The organism is Candidatus Aminicenantes bacterium, assembly GCA_026393855.1.
In the GTDB taxonomy this organism is placed as follows: domain Bacteria; phylum Acidobacteriota; class Aminicenantia; order Aminicenantales; family UBA4085; genus UBA4085.
The window spans coordinates 1-15,934 of the sequence record JAPKZJ010000086.1 but is presented as its reverse complement, the minus strand read 5'-3'; the positions used below and the strand labels follow the sequence as shown (position 1 = coordinate 15,934).

15 protein-coding genes and 1 pseudogene are annotated in these 15,934 nt (G+C 64.5%); 1 reads left to right on the top strand and 15 read right to left on the bottom strand.

Going from position 1 to position 15,934, the window contains the following annotated elements:
- A partial coding sequence (locus tag NTZ26_10305; protein ID MCX6560887.1) for an amino acid permease occupies positions 1–1,320 on the top strand: 1,320 nt, incomplete at its 5' end.
- A gap of 4 nt (positions 1,321–1,324) precedes the next feature.
- Here NTZ26_10305 and NTZ26_10300 read toward each other — a convergent pair.
- The 15 genes and pseudogenes from NTZ26_10300 to NTZ26_10230 all read right to left on the bottom strand — a co-directional run.
- Positions 1,325–1,771: an archease gene (locus tag NTZ26_10300; GenBank protein MCX6560886.1), complete on the bottom strand. Its 447-nt coding sequence runs from the start codon at positions 1,769–1,771 to the stop codon at positions 1,325–1,327.
- 29 nt (positions 1,772–1,800) lie between these two features.
- Positions 1,801–3,207 carry an amino acid permease gene (locus NTZ26_10295; protein MCX6560885.1) on the bottom strand — a complete coding sequence of 469 codons (1,407 nt, stop codon included), beginning with the start codon at positions 3,205–3,207 and terminating at the stop codon, positions 1,801–1,803.
- Positions 3,208–3,409: 202 nt separating this feature from the next.
- Positions 3,410–4,423 carry an AmmeMemoRadiSam system radical SAM enzyme gene (gene amrS / locus NTZ26_10290; GenBank protein MCX6560884.1) on the bottom strand — a complete coding sequence of 338 codons (1,014 nt, stop codon included), beginning with the start codon at positions 4,421–4,423 and terminating at the stop codon, positions 3,410–3,412.
- 69 nt (positions 4,424–4,492) lie between these two features.
- Positions 4,493–5,146: an endonuclease III gene (gene nth / locus NTZ26_10285; GenBank protein MCX6560883.1), complete on the bottom strand. Its 654-nt coding sequence runs from the start codon at positions 5,144–5,146 to the stop codon at positions 4,493–4,495.
- Positions 5,147–5,164: 18 nt separating this feature from the next.
- Positions 5,165–5,674 carry a ferritin family protein gene (locus NTZ26_10280; protein ID MCX6560882.1) on the bottom strand — a complete coding sequence of 170 codons (510 nt, stop codon included), beginning with the start codon at positions 5,672–5,674 and terminating at the stop codon, positions 5,165–5,167.
- Between the two features lie 121 nt (positions 5,675–5,795).
- Complete coding sequence (gene nadA / locus NTZ26_10275) at positions 5,796–6,722, bottom strand: quinolinate synthase NadA (protein ID MCX6560881.1); 927 nt, start codon at positions 6,720–6,722, stop codon at positions 5,796–5,798.
- A gap of 244 nt (positions 6,723–6,966) precedes the next feature.
- Positions 6,967–7,329, bottom strand: a pseudogene (nifU, locus tag NTZ26_10270) (Fe-S cluster assembly scaffold protein NifU).
- Positions 7,329–8,510, bottom strand: coding sequence for an aminotransferase class V-fold PLP-dependent enzyme (locus tag NTZ26_10265; GenBank protein MCX6560880.1), 1,182 nt, complete (start codon positions 8,508–8,510; stop codon positions 7,329–7,331). The pseudogene nifU and the gene NTZ26_10265 overlap by 1 nt, the downstream one beginning before the upstream one ends.
- 21 nt (positions 8,511–8,531) lie before the next feature.
- Positions 8,532–8,753, bottom strand: a complete 222-nt coding sequence (locus NTZ26_10260) for a NifU family protein (GenBank protein ID MCX6560879.1) — start codon at positions 8,751–8,753, stop codon at positions 8,532–8,534.
- A 548-nt stretch (positions 8,754–9,301) separates the two neighbouring features.
- Positions 9,302–11,389: an adenosylcobalamin-dependent ribonucleoside-diphosphate reductase gene (locus NTZ26_10255; protein MCX6560878.1), complete on the bottom strand. Its 2,088-nt coding sequence runs from the start codon at positions 11,387–11,389 to the stop codon at positions 9,302–9,304.
- Between the two features lie 208 nt (positions 11,390–11,597).
- Entirely contained in the window at positions 11,598–12,959 is a 1,362-nt protein-coding gene (locus NTZ26_10250) for an adenylosuccinate synthase (protein ID MCX6560877.1), read from the bottom strand.
- A 9-nt stretch (positions 12,960–12,968) separates the two neighbouring features.
- Positions 12,969–14,000 (bottom strand): porin, encoded by a 1,032-nt coding sequence (locus NTZ26_10245; GenBank protein ID MCX6560876.1) that lies wholly within the window; start codon positions 13,998–14,000, stop codon positions 12,969–12,971.
- Positions 13,997–15,217: an FAD-dependent oxidoreductase gene (locus NTZ26_10240; protein ID MCX6560875.1), complete on the bottom strand. Its 1,221-nt coding sequence runs from the start codon at positions 15,215–15,217 to the stop codon at positions 13,997–13,999. Before NTZ26_10240 ends, NTZ26_10245 begins: the two co-directional genes overlap by 4 nt.
- Positions 15,214–15,375, bottom strand: a complete 162-nt coding sequence (locus NTZ26_10235; protein MCX6560874.1) for a rubredoxin — start codon at positions 15,373–15,375, stop codon at positions 15,214–15,216. Before NTZ26_10235 ends, NTZ26_10240 begins: the two co-directional genes overlap by 4 nt.
- Before the next feature lie 27 nt (positions 15,376–15,402).
- Positions 15,403–15,934, bottom strand: a 532-nt coding sequence (locus NTZ26_10230) for a hypothetical protein (GenBank protein MCX6560873.1), incomplete at its 5' end; no start/stop codon positions are given.

Genomic DNA, 15,934 nt, shown 5'->3' with positions numbered 1-15,934 from the left:
GGCCTTTGGGACGTCATCATGATCGTCATCGGCGGCATCATCGGATCGGGCATCTTCCTGTCCCCCTCCGAGATCGCCGTGGCCGTCCCCTATCCGATTCTGGTGATCGCCGTCTGGGTTGTCGGCGGCATGTTCAGCTTTTTCGGCGCCGTGTCTTTCGCCGAGCTGGGCGCGGCCATGCCCCAAGCCGGAGGCATCTACATCTATTTGCGCGAAGCCTACGGCCCGCTGATCTCCTTCCTTTTCGGCTGGACCCTGTTCCTGGTCATCGACTCCGGGTCCATCGCCACCCTGGCCGTGGCCTTCTCCCATAACATGCTGCCCAAGTTCGTCGCCATGACGCCGCTCGGGATGAAGTTCGTCGCGGCGGCCTTCGTCCTGTTCCTGGGCTTCGTCAACTTCGTCGGGGTCCGCTGGGGCGCCTGGCTCCAGAACATCCTGACCGTCATCAAGATGGGCGCCATCGGCATCATCGTGATCGTGGTCTTCTTCTTCGCCAAGAACCAGGGCCATCTGCGCAACTTCGTCGAGCCCAAGCCCGACAACTTCAACTTCGGCATGCTGGGCGCTTTCGGCGTCGCCCTGGTCGCCTCGCTGTGGGCCTACAAGGGCTGGGAGGCGGCGACCTACAGCGCCGGGGAAACCAAGAATCCCGAGAAGAACCTGCCGCTCGGCATCCTGATCGGGACGATCGCGGTCATCGCCTTCTACATCCTGGCCAACTTAGCCTACATGTACGTCCTGCCGGTCGACAAAATCGCCTCCTCCGAGGGCCGGGTCGCGCTGGACGCGATGCGCCTGATCACCGGAGAGTTCGGAGCCTCGCTGATCGCCTTCCTGATCCTGTTCTCGATCCTGGGCGCCGCCAACCAGAACATGCTGACTTCGCCGCGGGTCTACTACGCCATGGCCCAGGACGGCCTGTTCTTCAAAAAAGTCGCCGAAGTTCACCCCAAGTTCCTGACCCCCCACATTTCGATCATCGCCATAACCGCCTGGAGCATCGTGCTGACCTTGACCGGGTCGTTCAAGCAGCTCTTCACCTACGTCATCTTCGGGGAATGGATCTTCTTCGGCCTGACCGTGGCGTCGGTAATCATCCTGCGGAAGAAGCTCCCCAACCTCCCCCGGCCGTACAAGACCTGGGGCTATCCGGTGACGCCCATCATCTTCGTCCTGGCGGCCATCTACGTGGCCGTCGGCTCCCTGTTGAGCGCGTTCACCAACGCCTTGGCTGGGCTGCTCATCATTTGCCTGGGCATCCCCGCGTATCTCTACTGGAACGGGAAACTGAAGAAAGCGAACACCGCCAAGTCCTGAGGCTCTACAAGTCCACGACCACCTGGACCATCCAGGCCGCGGAGCCACGCGGGCAGGCCTCTATCTTCATCTCGCTGTAGGTGACGGCCTTGACCTCGCCGTGGAAGTCGTAGCGCTCGGGCCGATCGTCGCCGAGGAAGCGGGCGGACAAGCGGAAAGCCGGCTCCTCGGCCGAACCCGGTCCCTCGATCCGGACATCCTCGACACCGCCCAAAATGAATCCCCGGACGTCGGAAAGATAAAGGACCTCGGTCAGGAACTTGACCAGAAGCTGTTCCACGCCGCGGGCCTCGACGGCGACGGCCCGGACGACCCGCCGCTCCACTTTTTCCCAGTCCGTCATCAGCGAGACGACGGCCAGCGCAGCATTCCCGAAGGCTTCCTCGAGGGTCGCGCCAAAAGCCCGGAACTTGCCGTCGGCGGCGTGGTCGAGAATGCGGTACTTCTCCATCCGCCCTCCTGCCGGCCCGGCGCCGAGGTCTACTTGGCGGTCTGTTGCAGCTTGCTGTGTTTGAGCCCGTAAAGGAAGTAGATGGCCAGCCCGACCAGCAGCCAGATCCCGAACCGGATCCAGGTCACCATCGGCAGGCTGTACATGAGGTAGAAGCAGAAGGCCACGGTGATGAGCGGCGTGAACGGCACACCCGGCGTCTTGAATCGCCGCTCCACATCCGGCTGGGTCTTGCGCAAAATGATGACGCCGATCGAGACCAAGGTGAAGGCGAAGAGGGTGCCGATGTTGCAGAGGTCGATGATCATGGACAGCGGGAAGAGGCCGGCGATGGCCGCAGTCATGATCCCGGTGATCCAGGTGCAGATGTGGGGCGTCTGGTGCACGGGATGAACCTTGGCAAACGGCTTGGGCAGCAGTCCATCGCGGGCCATGACCATGAAGATGCGGACCTGGCCGTAGAGGGTGACGAGCAGGGTCGAGATCATGCCGATGATGGCTCCAGTCGCCACCAGCGCCCCGCCCCAGCGGATGCCGATCCGAGCCAGCGCCGCGGGCAAGGCGTTGCCGATGTCGATCTGCTTAAACGGGACCATGCCGGTCAGGACGAAGGCCACGGACACGTACAGGACGATGACCGTGCCCAGGCAGATCATGAGCCCGAGCGGGACGTCGCGCTTGGGATTCTTGGTCTCCTCGGCCGCGGTCGAAACGGCGTCGAATCCGATATAGGCGAAGAAGATGATCGCCGCCCCGGCCATGACGCCCTTCCAGCCGAACGGCATGATCGGGCTCAGATTGGCCAGGTTGATGTGCTGAACGCCGAGGAAGAGGAACAGCAGGATCACGGCGATCTTGATCCCGACGATGACGTTGTTGATCTTGGCGCTCTCATGGACGCCGATGTAGAGGATCCAGGTGATAAGTAGGGTGATGAGGACGGCAGGAAGATCGACGACCCCTCCCGACATCACGATCTTGCCGGCCGCGTTGGTCGTGATGGGCGCCGTCAAGATGGCCTTGGGCAGGTGGAGCCCGGCGCTTTGGATGAGGCCGATGAAGGTCGTCGACCAGCCCGAAGCGACGGCGCTGGCCGCGACCATGTACTCGAGCATCAGATCCCAACCGATGATCCAGGCGATCACTTCGCCGAACGCGGCGTACGTGTAGGAGTACGTCGACCCGGCGATCGGGAACATGCAGGCCAGCTCGGAGTAGGTCAGGGCGCAGAAGCCGCAGGTGATCGCGGCCACGATGAACGAGAGGAGAACGCCCGGCCCGGCCAGATGGGCGCCCTGGCCGGTGGCGACGAAGATGCCCGTCCCGACGACCGATCCGATGCCCAGGGCGGCTAAGTCCCAGGCGGTCAGATTCTTCTTGAGCAGGGTGTGGGAAGAGGCTTCCAGCATCTGAGCGGGGGATTTTCGGATCCACATATTACTCATTGGGACCTCGGGGGAAGCGGCGGCGCCGCGGATTTGTCCGGATGGGACTTGCGCATCGGCCAGGAACTATAAACCGGTTGCCGTTGTCTGTCAACGCGAACAGGGGTCAGGTCTCAACATTCAACATTCGATACGGACCCACTCGTTCATACGCCGACCCTGCCTCGAAATGTCGAATGTTGAGACCTGACCCCTAGGCCCAGCGGCCGGCGACGGGAGTACGGCAGTCGGGACAGAGGCCGTCCGGGCCGATCCGCTTTTCCCGGACGACGAATCCGGCGCGGCGGACCAGTGCGGCGCCGCAGGCCGGGCAGGCAGTGGCGTCGCCTTCCCCGGGCACGTTGCCGACATAAACGAAGCGCAGGCCCTCTTCGCGGCCGACGGCCGCCGCCCGGGCCAGGGCGGAGACGGGAGTGGCGTCGTGGTCCGTGAACTCATGGTCGGGATGGAAACGGCTGATATGCCAGGGGATATCGCGGCCCGTCGCGGCCAGGAAGCGGGCGATATCGCGCAGCTCCTCCGCGCCGTCGTTCATCCCCGGCACGACGAGGGTGGTGACCTCGATCCAAACGCCGGCCTCGTGGAGGCGGACGATCGAATCGAGGACGGGCTGAAGGCGCGCGCCGCAGACCTTTTTGTAGGTCTCGTCGCGGAAGGCCTTCAGATCGACGTTCGCGGCATCGAGCCACGGTCGGCTCGTTTCGATCGCTTCGGCGGTCATGTACCCGTTCGTGACAAAGACGTTGGCCAAACCCGCCGCTTTGGCCAGGCGGGCCGTCTCGAAGGCGTACTCGAAGAAGATGGTCGGTTCGGTGTAGGTGTAGGAGATGCTGCGGCAGCCTCGATCGCAAGCCAGGGCGGCGATCCGGTCGGGGGCCAGGGGCTGTCCGCCCATCCCGCCGTCCTCGGCCTTGACCTGGGAGATCTGCCAGTTTTGGCAGAAGCCGCAGCGAAAGTTGCAGCCGGCCGCGGCGATCGAGAACGAGGTCGTGCCCGGGAAAAAATGATAGAGGGGCTTCTTTTCGATCGGGTCAACGTTGGCCGCGACGACTTCGCCGTAAGCGCTGGTCAGAAGGCGTCCGGCGCGGTTTTGGCGGACGCCGCAAACGCCCCAGCGGTCCGGGGCGATGGAGCAGCGATGGGCGCAAAGGCCGCATTTCACACGGCCCCCCTCGCCCGGGCTCCAAAGCATCGCATCGATTATCATGATAGGGGTCAGGTCTCAACATTCAACATAACAAAAAGATCCGACCTCGATATGCCGCATTTCGCCCTCTTATGTTGAATGTTGAGACCTGACCTCTATCTTGGGACAGAGGGCCGACAGCCTGCACTCACCGCATTTCGGCTTGCGGGCCTGGCAGACCGCCCGGCCGTGGTTCACCATCAGGTAGTTGAAGTCGAGCCAGTAGGCTTTCGGGACGAGAGCCAGGAGGTCGCGCTCGATCTTTTCGGGGACCGTCTCGCGGCTCAAGCCCAGCCGGCCGGAGATGCGCGCGACATGGACGTCCACGGCGATGCCCTCGGCCTTTCCGAAAGCCGACGAGAGGACGATGTTGGCCGTCTTGCGGGCGACGCCGGGCAGAGTGACGAGCTCAGCCATGGTCTCGGGGACGCAGCCGCCGAAATCGTCCACGATCTTGCGGGCCGCGCCCTGGAGGCTCTTGGCCTTGTTGCGGAAGAAGCCGGTCGGCCGGATGTCGGCCTCCAGGCCGGCCCGGTCGGCGGCAGCGATGGCGGCGACGTCGGGATACTTGCGGAAGAGAGCCGGGGTAACCTTATTCACCCGCTCGTCGGTGCATTGGGCCGAAAGGACCGTGGCGACAAGCAGCTGCCACGGCGTCTCGTACCGCAGGCACGTCTCCGGATCCGGGTCCTGAATCGTCAGGACCTGAAGGATCCTCCGGATGCGGTCCTTGGCGGGCTCCATGGTCCCCTCCCTCCGGCTTTAAGCGCCGATATGGAAAAGGTCCTGGCCTTCGTTGGCGTCCTCGACGTTGTAATAGTCGGGGAAGCGCTCGAGCAGGTCGATCTCGGACTTGAGCATGAAGTAGTGGCTGCGCTCGACCCGGGCCAGGTAGTCGAGGATGCGCTTGGCCTGGCCGTCTTCGGCCTGGGCTTTGGCGCTCTTATAGTATTCCTCGGCCTCCTTCTCCTTCTGCATGGCCAGCTTGAAGAGGGAGACCACGGCGGTAGCGTCATCCACCAAAACGGGCTTGCGCGGCCCCCTGGCCGCGGCCGGGACGACGAGCTTGCGGCCGGGAAAGTGGTCGCGGAAGAGCCGATCCAGGATGGCCGTATGGCGGTCTTCCTCCTTGGCCAAGAAGTTGAGCTTCTGACGGAGGGCCTCGTTGCGAACACGCTCCCAGAGGCCGCGGTAGAGGGCGGCGGCGTCCAGCTCGGCCCGGATGGCGAACGGATAGACATCGGCCGCCTTGAGCTTCGGATCGATGGTCATGGTGGAACCTCCTTCTTATTAGGGGTCAGGTCTTAAGATATAAGGTTTCTCTTCCGAGTTTTCCGTTAATTATACATTATCATTGATTTAGATAGCTTATATCTTAAGACCTGACCCCTATTCAGAGCCTGATCATCCGTTCGATGGCGACGCGGGCCCGGACGGCGATCTCCGGCGGGACCACGACCCGGTGGGTCATGGTCTCCAGCGCCGCAGCCAGCTTGGCCAGGGTGATCTTCCTCATATTAGCGCAAAAAGCCAGCTCGTGGGCCGGGAAGAACGCCTTGCCCGGGTTCTCCTTGGTCAGTCGGTAGATCATGGTCGCCTCGGTAGCCACAATGATCTCCCGGGCCTCGGTCTCATGCGCCCGCCGAACCATCCCTCCCGTCGAGAGCGTCCAGTCGGCCAGGGCAATGACCTCGGGCCGGCATTCCGGATGCGCCCAGATTTCGGCCTCGGGATGCAGCTTCTTCTGCTGCCGGATATCTTGGGCCCGAATGTTGTTGTGGACGACGCAATAGCCGTCCCAGGGGATGATCGTCTTGGAAGTCTGGCCAGCCGTCCAGGCGGCCAAGTTCTTATCGGGAGCGAACAGCACTTCGCGGCCCGGTACGGACTCGACCACCATGACCGAGTTGGCCGAGGTGCAGCAGACATCGCACTCGGCCTTGACGGCCGCCGAAGTGTTGACATAACACACCGCGGGCCTTCCCGGATACTGGGCCCTCCAGCGGATCATGTCGTCGGCCGTGATCATGTCGGCCATCGGGCAGCCCGCCCGCGGGTCCGGGATCAGGACGATCCGGTCCGGCGACAGGATGGCGGCGGTCTCGGCCATGAAATGCACGCCGCAGAAGACAATCACGTCGGCCTCGGTCGAGGCCGCCGTCCGGCTGAGCTCGAGCGAATCGCCGACGAAGTCGGCCGCGTCCTGGACTTCGCCGGGCTGATAGTTGTGAGCCAGGACGACGGCCCGGCGCTCCTTCTTGAGGCGCGCCACCCGGTCCCGCAGCTCGGCGGGGTCCGGCGTCGGTGGGATCGGCGTCATCGCATCACTTGGTCAAATCGGCCTGGCAGTGGGAGCAGGCGGTCTTGGCCTTGTCCGTGTAGAGCCCGCAATGGGGGCACTCGACCAGGTCCAGTCCGCAGGTTCGGCACGAGCAGAGCTCTTGCATCCCCTCCAGCGGCCCCTCGCAATAAGGGCAGGCGCCGGCTTCGTCGGACTCCGACTCGGCCTCGTGCTCGTGCTCAGCGCCACCGTCAGTGGCCACGGCCGGGCCCTTGGGGTCGGTCTGGCGGGCCTTATAGTTCTCGATGGCTAGGTGGAGCGCGTCGGCGCCCAGGTTGGAGCAATGCATCTTGTTCTTGGGCAGGCCACCGAGCTCTTCGGCCACCTTCTCGTTGCTGATGGTCATGGCCTCGTCCAAGGTCTTGCCCTTGGCCATCTCGGAGACCATGCTGGAGACGGCGATGGCCGCCCCGCAGCCGAAGGTTTGGAACTTGATGTCGGCCAGCTTGTCGTCTTTGACTTTGATATAGAAAGTCATCATATCGCCGCAGACGGGATTGCCGACCTGGCCGACGCCGTCGGCGTCGGGCAGGGTGCCCACGTTGCGGGGATTGGAGAAATGGTCCATGACTTTATCGGAGTAGATCATCGCGCGTTCTCCTTGAGGAACTCGGTGTAGAGCGGGGACATCTTTCGCAAGCGGTCGATGATCGGAGGAAAGACGTCGAGCAGGTATTCGATGCCGGCGGCGGTCGCGTCGCTGGGCAGGCTGAAGACGATCGAGCCGTTGGCGGCGGCGTGGTCCAGCCCCATGGCCAGTTGGACATGGGAGGCTTTAAGCGACTTGGACGTGCAGGCCGAGCCGCTCGAGGCGGCGATGCCCTTCATGTCCAAGCTGAGCAGCATGGCTTCGCCCTCGACGAAGCGGACGGCGAAGCTGGCATGGTGCGGAAGACGCTTCTCCCGCGCTCCCGTCAGGAGAACGTGCGGGATGCGGGCCGGGAGCTCGGCGATCAGCCGGTCGCGCAGAGCCGTCAGAGCCGCGACGCGGTCGTCGAGCCCCGCGCGGGCGATTTCGGCCGCTTGGCCCAAGCCGACGATGGCCGGAACATTCTCGGTCCCGCCGCGCTTGCCGCCCTCCTGGACGCCGCCGTCGATGAGGGGCAGAATCTTGACGCCTTTGCGCAGGAACAGCGCGCCGCTTCCCTTGGGGGCATCGAATTGATCTCCGGCCAGGCTTAGCGCGTCCACGCCCAGCGCCCGCACGTCGACCGGGATATGACCGACCGCGGCCACGGCGTCCATATGGACAAGCACTCCCTTGGCCTTGACCAGCCGGATCATCTCCGCCGCGGGCTGGATCGTCCCGACTTCGGAATTGGCCAGCTGGATCGAGACGAGGGCCGTGTCGGGCCGCAGGGCCGCCGCCACGGCGGCGGGGTCGACCCGGGCCTCGGCATCCACCGGGACAAGAGTCGTGATGAAACCCATTTTCTCCAGGCTCTTGGCTGCGTTCAGAACGGAGACATGCTCGATCGCGGAGAGAACGATATGGCCGCCTTTCGGCTTGGCCGCCATGGCCATCCCCTTGACGGCCAGGTTGTTGGCTTCGGATCCGCAGGAGACGAAATAGATCTCCTCGGCCTTGGCGTTGAGCAGCCGGGCCATGCTCTCGCGCGCTTCGGCCACCGCTTCTTGGGCGATCTGGCCTTCGGCGTGGAGACTCTGAGCGTTGCCGAACCGCTCCCGGAAAAACGGCAGCATGGCCTCCAGCACTTCGGGGCGGACGGCCGAGGCAGCGATCTGGTCGAGATAGACGCGCGTCATGGCGCTTTGGGGGGGCAGGGGTCAGACGGCGACGACTTCCTTGACCTCGGGCACTTCCTTCTTCAGGATGCGCTCGATGCCCATCTTGAGGGTCAGCTGCGACATGGGGCAGCCGCCGCAGGCCCCGGTCAGTTTGACCTTGACGACGCCGTCGGCGCCGACCTCGATCAGCTTGACGTCGCCCCCGTCCATCCGCAACTGCGGGCGGACCTTATCGAGAGCCGCTTCGATCTTTTCTTTCATGCCGGACTCCTTCTCTGAGAACCTTTACTATAACCCCATCGGCCCGCTTTTTCCAGCGGCCCGACGCGGCCGGTCTCTTAGCTATATATTCCTATCGATTTTATAGTATTTAAACGGCGGGTGTCAAGCGGCCCAAACAAAGTTTTTGGATCCGCCGGACTCGTTGAGTGGAAGCCATCGACTTCCCCCAAGGGACGAGGGCAATGAGGAGAACGGAAATGGGACGGGCGGAGCGGGCATAAGCCGTTTAACGCCGGTGCCGGAATGATGCGGGTGCCGCGACGGATGCCCCTAACACTACGGCCATCGACTTTCCTAAAGGGGCGAAGGACATAGGGGTGAGCGCCGATGCGGAAATTACACCGCGTGCTCTCGTTTTTCGAGGGAATCCGTCCCGGAAAGAGGACGGACGGCGAGGATGTCTGAGTGGACCGTACAAAAACCGTAAAATCGAAGCGGGACGCGAGTTCCGAGCCGCCGAGAAAAACGAGATCCCACGGCGTAAAAATTTCCGCCAGAGCGAACCCCTATGCCCTGAGCCCCTCCCCCTACGAACACTTGTTCCAGCCGCAATTCGGGCAGGTCGGGCACTTCTCGTCCGGCAGGGTCGCGCCGCACTGCGGACACTTGGCCTGGCCCATGTCCCGGCCGCCGTTCTTGCCGTTCCCGAAGTGCCGCTCCAACACCTTGGCCACGGCGTCGGGAATGGACGTCACCAGCCCGCCCTCGGTAAAGACGGGATCGGAGCCGCCGATGCCTTTGATCTGGCTGACGATCTCCTTGGGATCGACCCCGGTGCGCAGGGCCAGGCTGATCAGCCGCCCGATAGCCTCGGCGTCGGCCATGGTCGAGTAGCCGCTCTTGCCGATTGAGGCGAAGACCTCGAACGGCTTCTGGTTGAAGAAGGTGGTCGTGACGTAGAGGTTGCCGAACCCGGTCTTGATCTTATCGGTGATCGAGTTGAGGGTGTCGGGCCGCTCGTCGGGCTGGCGCTTGATCCCGGCCTCAGCCTTGTTGAGGACCTGCTCCTCGCGGCAGCCGTCGCGATAGATGGTAATGCCCTTGGTCCCCAGCTCGAAGGCCAATAAATAGGCCTTTTCGACGTCCTTCAACGAGGCCTCGTGCGGCAGATTGATCGTCTTGGAGACCGAGTTGTCGACGTGCTTCTGGAAGGCGGCCTGCGTCCGGATGTGCCATTCGGGCGCGATCTCGTGGGCCGTGACGAAGTACGGCGGCGGCGTCTGGCCGGGATGATCCCGCTTCCATTCCTTGAACAAAGGGTGGATGTCGGCGAGCTTGGCGTCGATGATATGGCTGGTGAACTCGAAGGCGAAGACGGGCTCGATGCTCGAGGAGCAGCCGGCCAGGCGGGCGATCGTCCCGGTCGGGGCCACGGTGAAGACCGTGGCGTTGCGCATCTTGCGGCCTTTATAGATCGACTTGGCGATGTTGGGGAAGCTGCCGCGGGTCCGGGCCAGCTTCTCCGACGCCTCCGCGGCCCGGCTTCGCAGGAAGGCGGCCAGCTTGTCGGCCAGGGCTAAGGCCGCTTCCGAATCGTATTTGATCTTCATCTTGATGAGCAAGTCGGCCCAGCCCATCACCCCCAGCCCGATCCGGCGGTTGCCCTTGGTCACGGCGTCGATCTCGGGCAAGGGGTACTTATTGACGTCGATGACGTCGTCCAGGAAGCGCACGCCCAGGGCCACCGTGGCGCCGAAGCGGTCCCAGTCGAAGAGGTCGGGCCGGCCGGCGTCGAAATAGGCGGCCACATTGATCGAGCCCAGGTTACAGGACTCGTAGGCGTGGAGCGGCTGTTCGCCGCAGGGGTTGGTGGCGTCGATCGTCCCCAGGCCCTTGGTCGGGTTGTGCCGGTTGATGCGGTCGATGAAGAGAAGCCCGGGGTCGCCGATGGCCCAAGCCGACTCGACGATCATCCGGAAGACCTTGCGGGCGTCCTTGCGGTCGACGACCTTTTTGCGGGAGGGGTCGTAGATGTCGTATGTGCCGCCCTTGCGCAGGGCCTCCATGAAGGCGTCGGTCACGGCGACCGAGATGTTGAAGTTGCCGACGCTCTTGCCGTCCCGCTTCATCAGGATAAACTTCTCGATGTCGGGGTGGTCCACCCGCAGGATGCCCATGTTGGCCCCGCGGCGGGTGCCGCCCTGCTTGACGGCTTCGGTCGCGGCGTCGATGACCTTGAGGAAGGAGACCGGGCCCGAAGCGACGCCTTGGGTGCGGTGGACGAAGCTGCCGGACGGCCGCAGCCGGCTGAAATCGAATCCCGTCCCGCCACCCTCCTTGTGGACTAGGGCCGCGTTCTTGACGGTGCTGAAGATCGACTCCATCGAGTCCTCGATCGGCAGGACAAAGCAGGCGCTGAGGCACATGTCCCGGCCGGCGCCGGTCAGGGTCGGGCTGTTGGGCAGGAACTCGCGGGCCATCATGGATTCGAAGAAGGCCTTGGCCCAGACCGCCCGGTCCTTGGCGGTCTTCTCGGCCGAAGCCACGTAGCCGGCGACGCGGCGGAACAGGTCCGAGGGCGCCTTGTCCAGGAACTCGCCCTTGTCGTTTTTCATGAGATAGCGGGCCTTCAAAATGCGCAGGGCGTTCTCGGAAAAGCCTTGGACCTCGGTCATTGGATCTCTCCTTGCTCGTGGGACGGCGCAAAACCTATAAACTCTATCGTTTTTCTGTATTCTAACAAATCCGGCCGGAGTGGGCCATAGGCCGGCGCAAGCAAACGCTAAAAAACTATACCAAATGTGGGGGAGCCGACCCTTTTCAGCCCCATTATATGGTGTTTTTCGAAAAAATCAAGCCTTTTCTACAAGTTACAGAAAAGGCTCACGTTTCCCTTCCGCGTCGTCCCGAGGAGCGCCCTTGGCGTGACGAAGCATCGATTCTCTTCAAGTCCACCAGGCCGTCCAATTGCCCCGGCCGGAGGATCGTGTCTTCGCGCTCCACACCCGTCGAGACGACGGCCACCTCCGCCTCGACCGCGTCCTCGATGAACTTGAGATAATCGAGAAACGCCTGCGGCAGGGCCTGCCACGACCGGACCTTTCGCACGGGCTCCAGCCAGCCTTTCATCTTGACGAAGCGCGGGACAACCTTGTCCAGGACGGCCGGCTCGACCGGAAATCCGTCCAGCCGCCCGCCCTTGTAGTCGTATCCGACGCAGATCGGCACCTCGTCCAAGCCGTCCAGGACGTCGGGCTTGGTCACGACCAGCTTGTCGATGCCGTTGACCCGGCAGGCGTAGCCAACCGCAACGGCGTCGAACCAGCCGCAGCGGCGGGGCCGGCCCGTCGTGGCCCCAAACTCGTCGCCGCGCCTGCCGAGCAGCCGTCCGGTGTCGTCGAGAAGCTCGGTCGGGAAGGGTCCCGACCCGACCCGCGTCGTATAGGCCTTGACGACCCCCAGCACGGCGTCGATCCGGGTCGGCCCGACGCCCAGCCCGGTGCAGGCCCCCCCGGCGGTCGAGTTGGAGGAGGTGACGAAGGGATAGGTGCCGTGGTCGACATCGAGCAGAGTGCCCTGAGCGCCCTCGAACAGGATCGGGCGGCCTCGCCGCATCTCCTCCGCCAACAGGGCGGGCACGTCCCGGAGGCAGGGTCCGATGGCGGCGGCATAACCGGCGTATTCCTCGAACACCGCCCCCGGGTCGATGGGGGGCCGGCCGTGCAGCGCGGCGTAGGCGTTCTTCTCGACGGCCATGGCCTCGATCTTAGCGCGCAGGGCGTCCAGGTCGAGCAGATCGCCCGCCCGCACCCCTCGCCGGGCGACCTTGTCCTCGTAGGCCGGCCCTATGCCGCGCAGGGTCGTACCGATCTTTTGCTCGCCCAAGGCCTCCTCGCTGATTTGCTCGACTAGCCGGTGGTAGGGCAGGATGAGATGGGCGTTGCGGGCGATGGCGATCCGGCCCTCGTCGACGGGGACGAGCTTGCGCAGGGCCGCCAGCTCATCCAGGAAGGCCTTGGGGTCGAGAACCACACCGTTGCCGATGACGCACAGCGTTCCCGGCCGCAGGATGCCCGAGGGGATCAGGTGAAGGACGATCTTGGTCCCCTTGACATAGACGGTGTGGCCGGCGTTGTGGCCGCCCTGGTAGCGGGCTACGACGTCGAAGGCCGGGGTCAACCAGTCGACGATCTTGCCCTTGCCTTCATCCCCCCACTGGGTGCCGAGAACCACGATATTGGACATGCCTTCCTCTTAAAAGTGAACGGCGGCTTGAACCCGCAGGACGTTGTCGTCGAGAGCCGCGCCTTTTTCCTTCTGCCAATCGTATTCGAGCTTGATCTGAACGTTGGGGTGGAGAGCATACGACAAGCCCAGCGTCCAACGGCTATGGTTCCAGGACAGCCCCTCTCCCGGGAAGAGCGGCCCCCCCCAGCCGGCCCCGTGGAAGGGGTCGTCGGCCTTGGAGCTCTGGTAGGAAGCGGCCGGCCGGAAAGAGCCGAAGGTCAGCCCCAGCAGGACGAACCAGCCCTCGACCCGGCCGGCGGCGAAGCCGGAGGGGTTATCGATATCGGCCCGCGTGTACTCGGCCTGGCATGATATGTTGGCCGTCGTCCAGCCGGCGTCGGCCCCGAAGAGACGGAGACGGCGGTCGCCGGCTTCGTCCTGCTTCCCAAGGTAATACGACAGCCCGAGGTCCATCTCCTGGCTGATCGGAAAGCTTAAGCGGCCGCCCCAGCCCTTGTTCTTGTTGTTGTCGCGCCATTGCTGGCCGCCGGCGGGTGTCGCCGCCTCGGCCAGGCCGTTGCCGAGGAAGGCCGCATAGCGGACGAACCCGAGATCGCCTTCGGCCACGACCCCGATGTCGCGCCAGCTCCGCGGCCGGGTCTCGGCCACACCGTAAGGCGAATCGATGAGCAGCGTCTGGAAGGGCCGGTCGGCGGCGTTATAGCGGCCGAACGGCACGAGGTAGACGCCCAGCTTGGCTTGAAAGGCCTGCGACCAGATCCAGGACGCCGAGGCTTGCTCGATCTCGGGCTGGGCGACACCCCGGGCCCGCAGCTCCAGCGTGTATCCGAACTGCTGAGACCATTCCCCCGAAATGATCAAGCCGGCCTGGGCACCGCCGAACGTGCCCACTTTCCAGGGCGACTGGCTCTGGCCTTGCAGGTATTCGGCCGCAAAGTAGCCGTTGAGGCGGACCTGGGCGGATGCGGGCCGGGGCACGAGCGCCAAAAGCGCGGCCGCAACGGCCGCGGGCAGGGAGAAACGTTTTTTGATGCTCATTGGGGCTCCGAGGCCAGCCGCGCGTAATCGAACCCGTCGGCCAGGATCTCGTTCTTGAAGGCCGCGACGTCGCGGCGCTCGGCCACGGCCTTGGCGATCAACGGGACGCCTTCCCTTGTCCCCATCCAGACGGCGCCGACGAGGCGGCCGCCCTCGAGGACGATCTTGCGGTAAAGGCCGGAAGCCGCATCCTCGCGACGGAGCTCCTCGATTTCGCCGGGGCGCTCTGGATTGACGACACCGACCGAGGCCAGATGCAGACCCATGACCTTGAGGGTGTTGGAAGGGACGGTCCCGGCATAAGGGCGCCGGTGTCCGAGCATGGAAGCCGCCGCCGTACGGGCCTGGTCGAAGGAAGCCGGGATGATGCCGTAGAGCCGGCCCTTGTGCTGGGTCCCGTCGCCGGCCGCGAAGATGCCCGGCCGGCTGGTCGCCATATCGTCGTCGACGACGACGCCCCGGTCCACGGTCAATCCGGCCTCGCGGGCCAGAGCCGTGTTCGGCCGGACGCCGGCCGCGATCAGAACCGTACCGGCCGGGATCTCCTCCCCCGTCTTGAGCCGGACGCCGGCGGCTTCGGACCCGCCGATGATCTCCTCCGTCACGACGCCGACGCGGACCTTGATCCCGCCGGCCTCGATCTGCCGGGTCAGGACGGCCGCGCCGGGCGGGTCGAGCTGGCGGGGCAGAAGGTTGGGAAAGAATTCCAGGACCGTCACGGAGGCCCCGCGGGCCTTAAGGGCGCGGGCGATCTCCAGCCCCAGAAGCCCGCCGCCGATGACGACGACCTCCGGCCGCGACGCGACGCGGGCCAGGATCGCCTCGGCATCATCGAGGGTCCGCAGAGTCAAGACGCCGGGCTTGTCCGCGCCGCGGATGGGCGGCACGGAGCTGGAAGCGCCGTCGGCCAGACACAGGACGCCGTATCCCTCGCTTCCCCCGTCGGCGCGTTCAATGCGGCGTTCGTCGGGAAGGACGCGACGGACCCGGGTCGAAAGCCGGACATCGATCCGCTGACCCGCGTACCAGGCTTGGGGGTAGGCAAACAGCTTCCCGAGGGGAAGGCGTCCGGCCAAGTACTCGATCAGGTTCGGCCGAGGATAATAGAGATATCGCTCTTCTCCGAAGACGACGATCTCGATTTCCGCGTCCGCTTCGCGCAGGGTTTTGGCCGTGATGGTCCCGGCCAACCCATTCCCGACGATAACGGCCTTCACTCGGCCTTCTCGAAGTAATCCTTGCCGACGCCGCACTGGGGGCAGACCCAGTTGTCGGGCAGGCTTTCGAAGGGCGTGCCGGGGACGACGCCGTTCTCGGGGTCGCCGGCGACCGGATCGTAGACATAGCCGCACGCGGTGCAAACCCATTTCTGCATGATCGGACTCCTTTCCGGGCGTTTCAGTCAGTTCTCAATGAGGACATGGCGTTCATAAGCGGTTTCGAGCTTGAGCTTGTGAACCCGCTCCTGGGCCGCCAGGAGCACGAAGAGGGATCGGGCCTCGGGATCGGCCGCTCGGGCCGCCAACTCGGCGTACAGAGCGGCGGCGCGGGCCTCCTTGCGTGCGGCATGGATCAGAAGATCCTGCATCGTCGCCGCCTCGTTCATGTCGGGATCGGGGACCGCGTCGCTCAACCCGAGATCCTCGACGGGCCCGAGCCCGGGAAGCGGCGCCCCCGCCGCAGCCGCGGAGGCCAGGGCTTCCAGGCGGCGCTTATGTTCCGCTTCATCCGCCCGGAGGTCCAGGAGCATGTCCCGCAGTCCCGCAGTCGGCGCGTCCTCGGCCAAGGCGGCGTAGGATGCGGCGGCTTCTTCCTCGCGGGCGATGGCAAAGCGGAAGATATCGGCGGCCGTGCGGAATTCACTCATCATCGTCGTCCCGTGGTTTTTCGCTCCCGAAGCCTGGCGGCTTGGAGAAATCATTATAAAGGAATCA

What these genes read in the sequence shown, in the direction of transcription:
- NTZ26_10300 (MCX6560886.1), bottom strand. Translation starts at nt 1,771, where the DNA reads ATGGAGAAGTACCGCATTCTCGACCACGCCGCCGACGGCAAGTTCCGG.
- NTZ26_10295 (MCX6560885.1), bottom strand. Translation starts at nt 3,207, where the DNA reads ATGTGGATCCGAAAATCCCCCGCTCAGATGCTGGAAGCCTCTTCCCAC.
- amrS (MCX6560884.1), bottom strand. Translation starts at nt 4,423, where the DNA reads ATGATAATCGATGCGATGCTTTGGAGCCCGGGCGAGGGGGGCCGTGTG.
- nth (MCX6560883.1), bottom strand. Translation starts at nt 5,146, where the DNA reads ATGGAGCCCGCCAAGGACCGCATCCGGAGGATCCTTCAGGTCCTGACG.
- NTZ26_10280 (MCX6560882.1), bottom strand. Translation starts at nt 5,674, where the DNA reads ATGACCATCGATCCGAAGCTCAAGGCGGCCGATGTCTATCCGTTCGCC.
- nadA (MCX6560881.1), bottom strand. Translation starts at nt 6,722, where the DNA reads ATGACGCCGATCCCACCGACGCCGGACCCCGCCGAGCTGCGGGACCGG.
- NTZ26_10265 (MCX6560880.1), bottom strand. Translation starts at nt 8,510, where the DNA reads ATGACGCGCGTCTATCTCGACCAGATCGCTGCCTCGGCCGTCCGCCCC.
- NTZ26_10260 (MCX6560879.1), bottom strand. Translation starts at nt 8,753, where the DNA reads ATGAAAGAAAAGATCGAAGCGGCTCTCGATAAGGTCCGCCCGCAGTTG.
- NTZ26_10255 (MCX6560878.1), bottom strand. Translation starts at nt 11,389, where the DNA reads ATGACCGAGGTCCAAGGCTTTTCCGAGAACGCCCTGCGCATTTTGAAG.
- NTZ26_10250 (MCX6560877.1), bottom strand. Translation starts at nt 12,959, where the DNA reads ATGTCCAATATCGTGGTTCTCGGCACCCAGTGGGGGGATGAAGGCAAG.
- NTZ26_10245 (MCX6560876.1), bottom strand. Translation starts at nt 14,000, where the DNA reads ATGAGCATCAAAAAACGTTTCTCCCTGCCCGCGGCCGTTGCGGCCGCG.
- NTZ26_10235 (MCX6560874.1), bottom strand. Translation starts at nt 15,375, where the DNA reads ATGCAGAAATGGGTTTGCACCGCGTGCGGCTATGTCTACGATCCGGTC.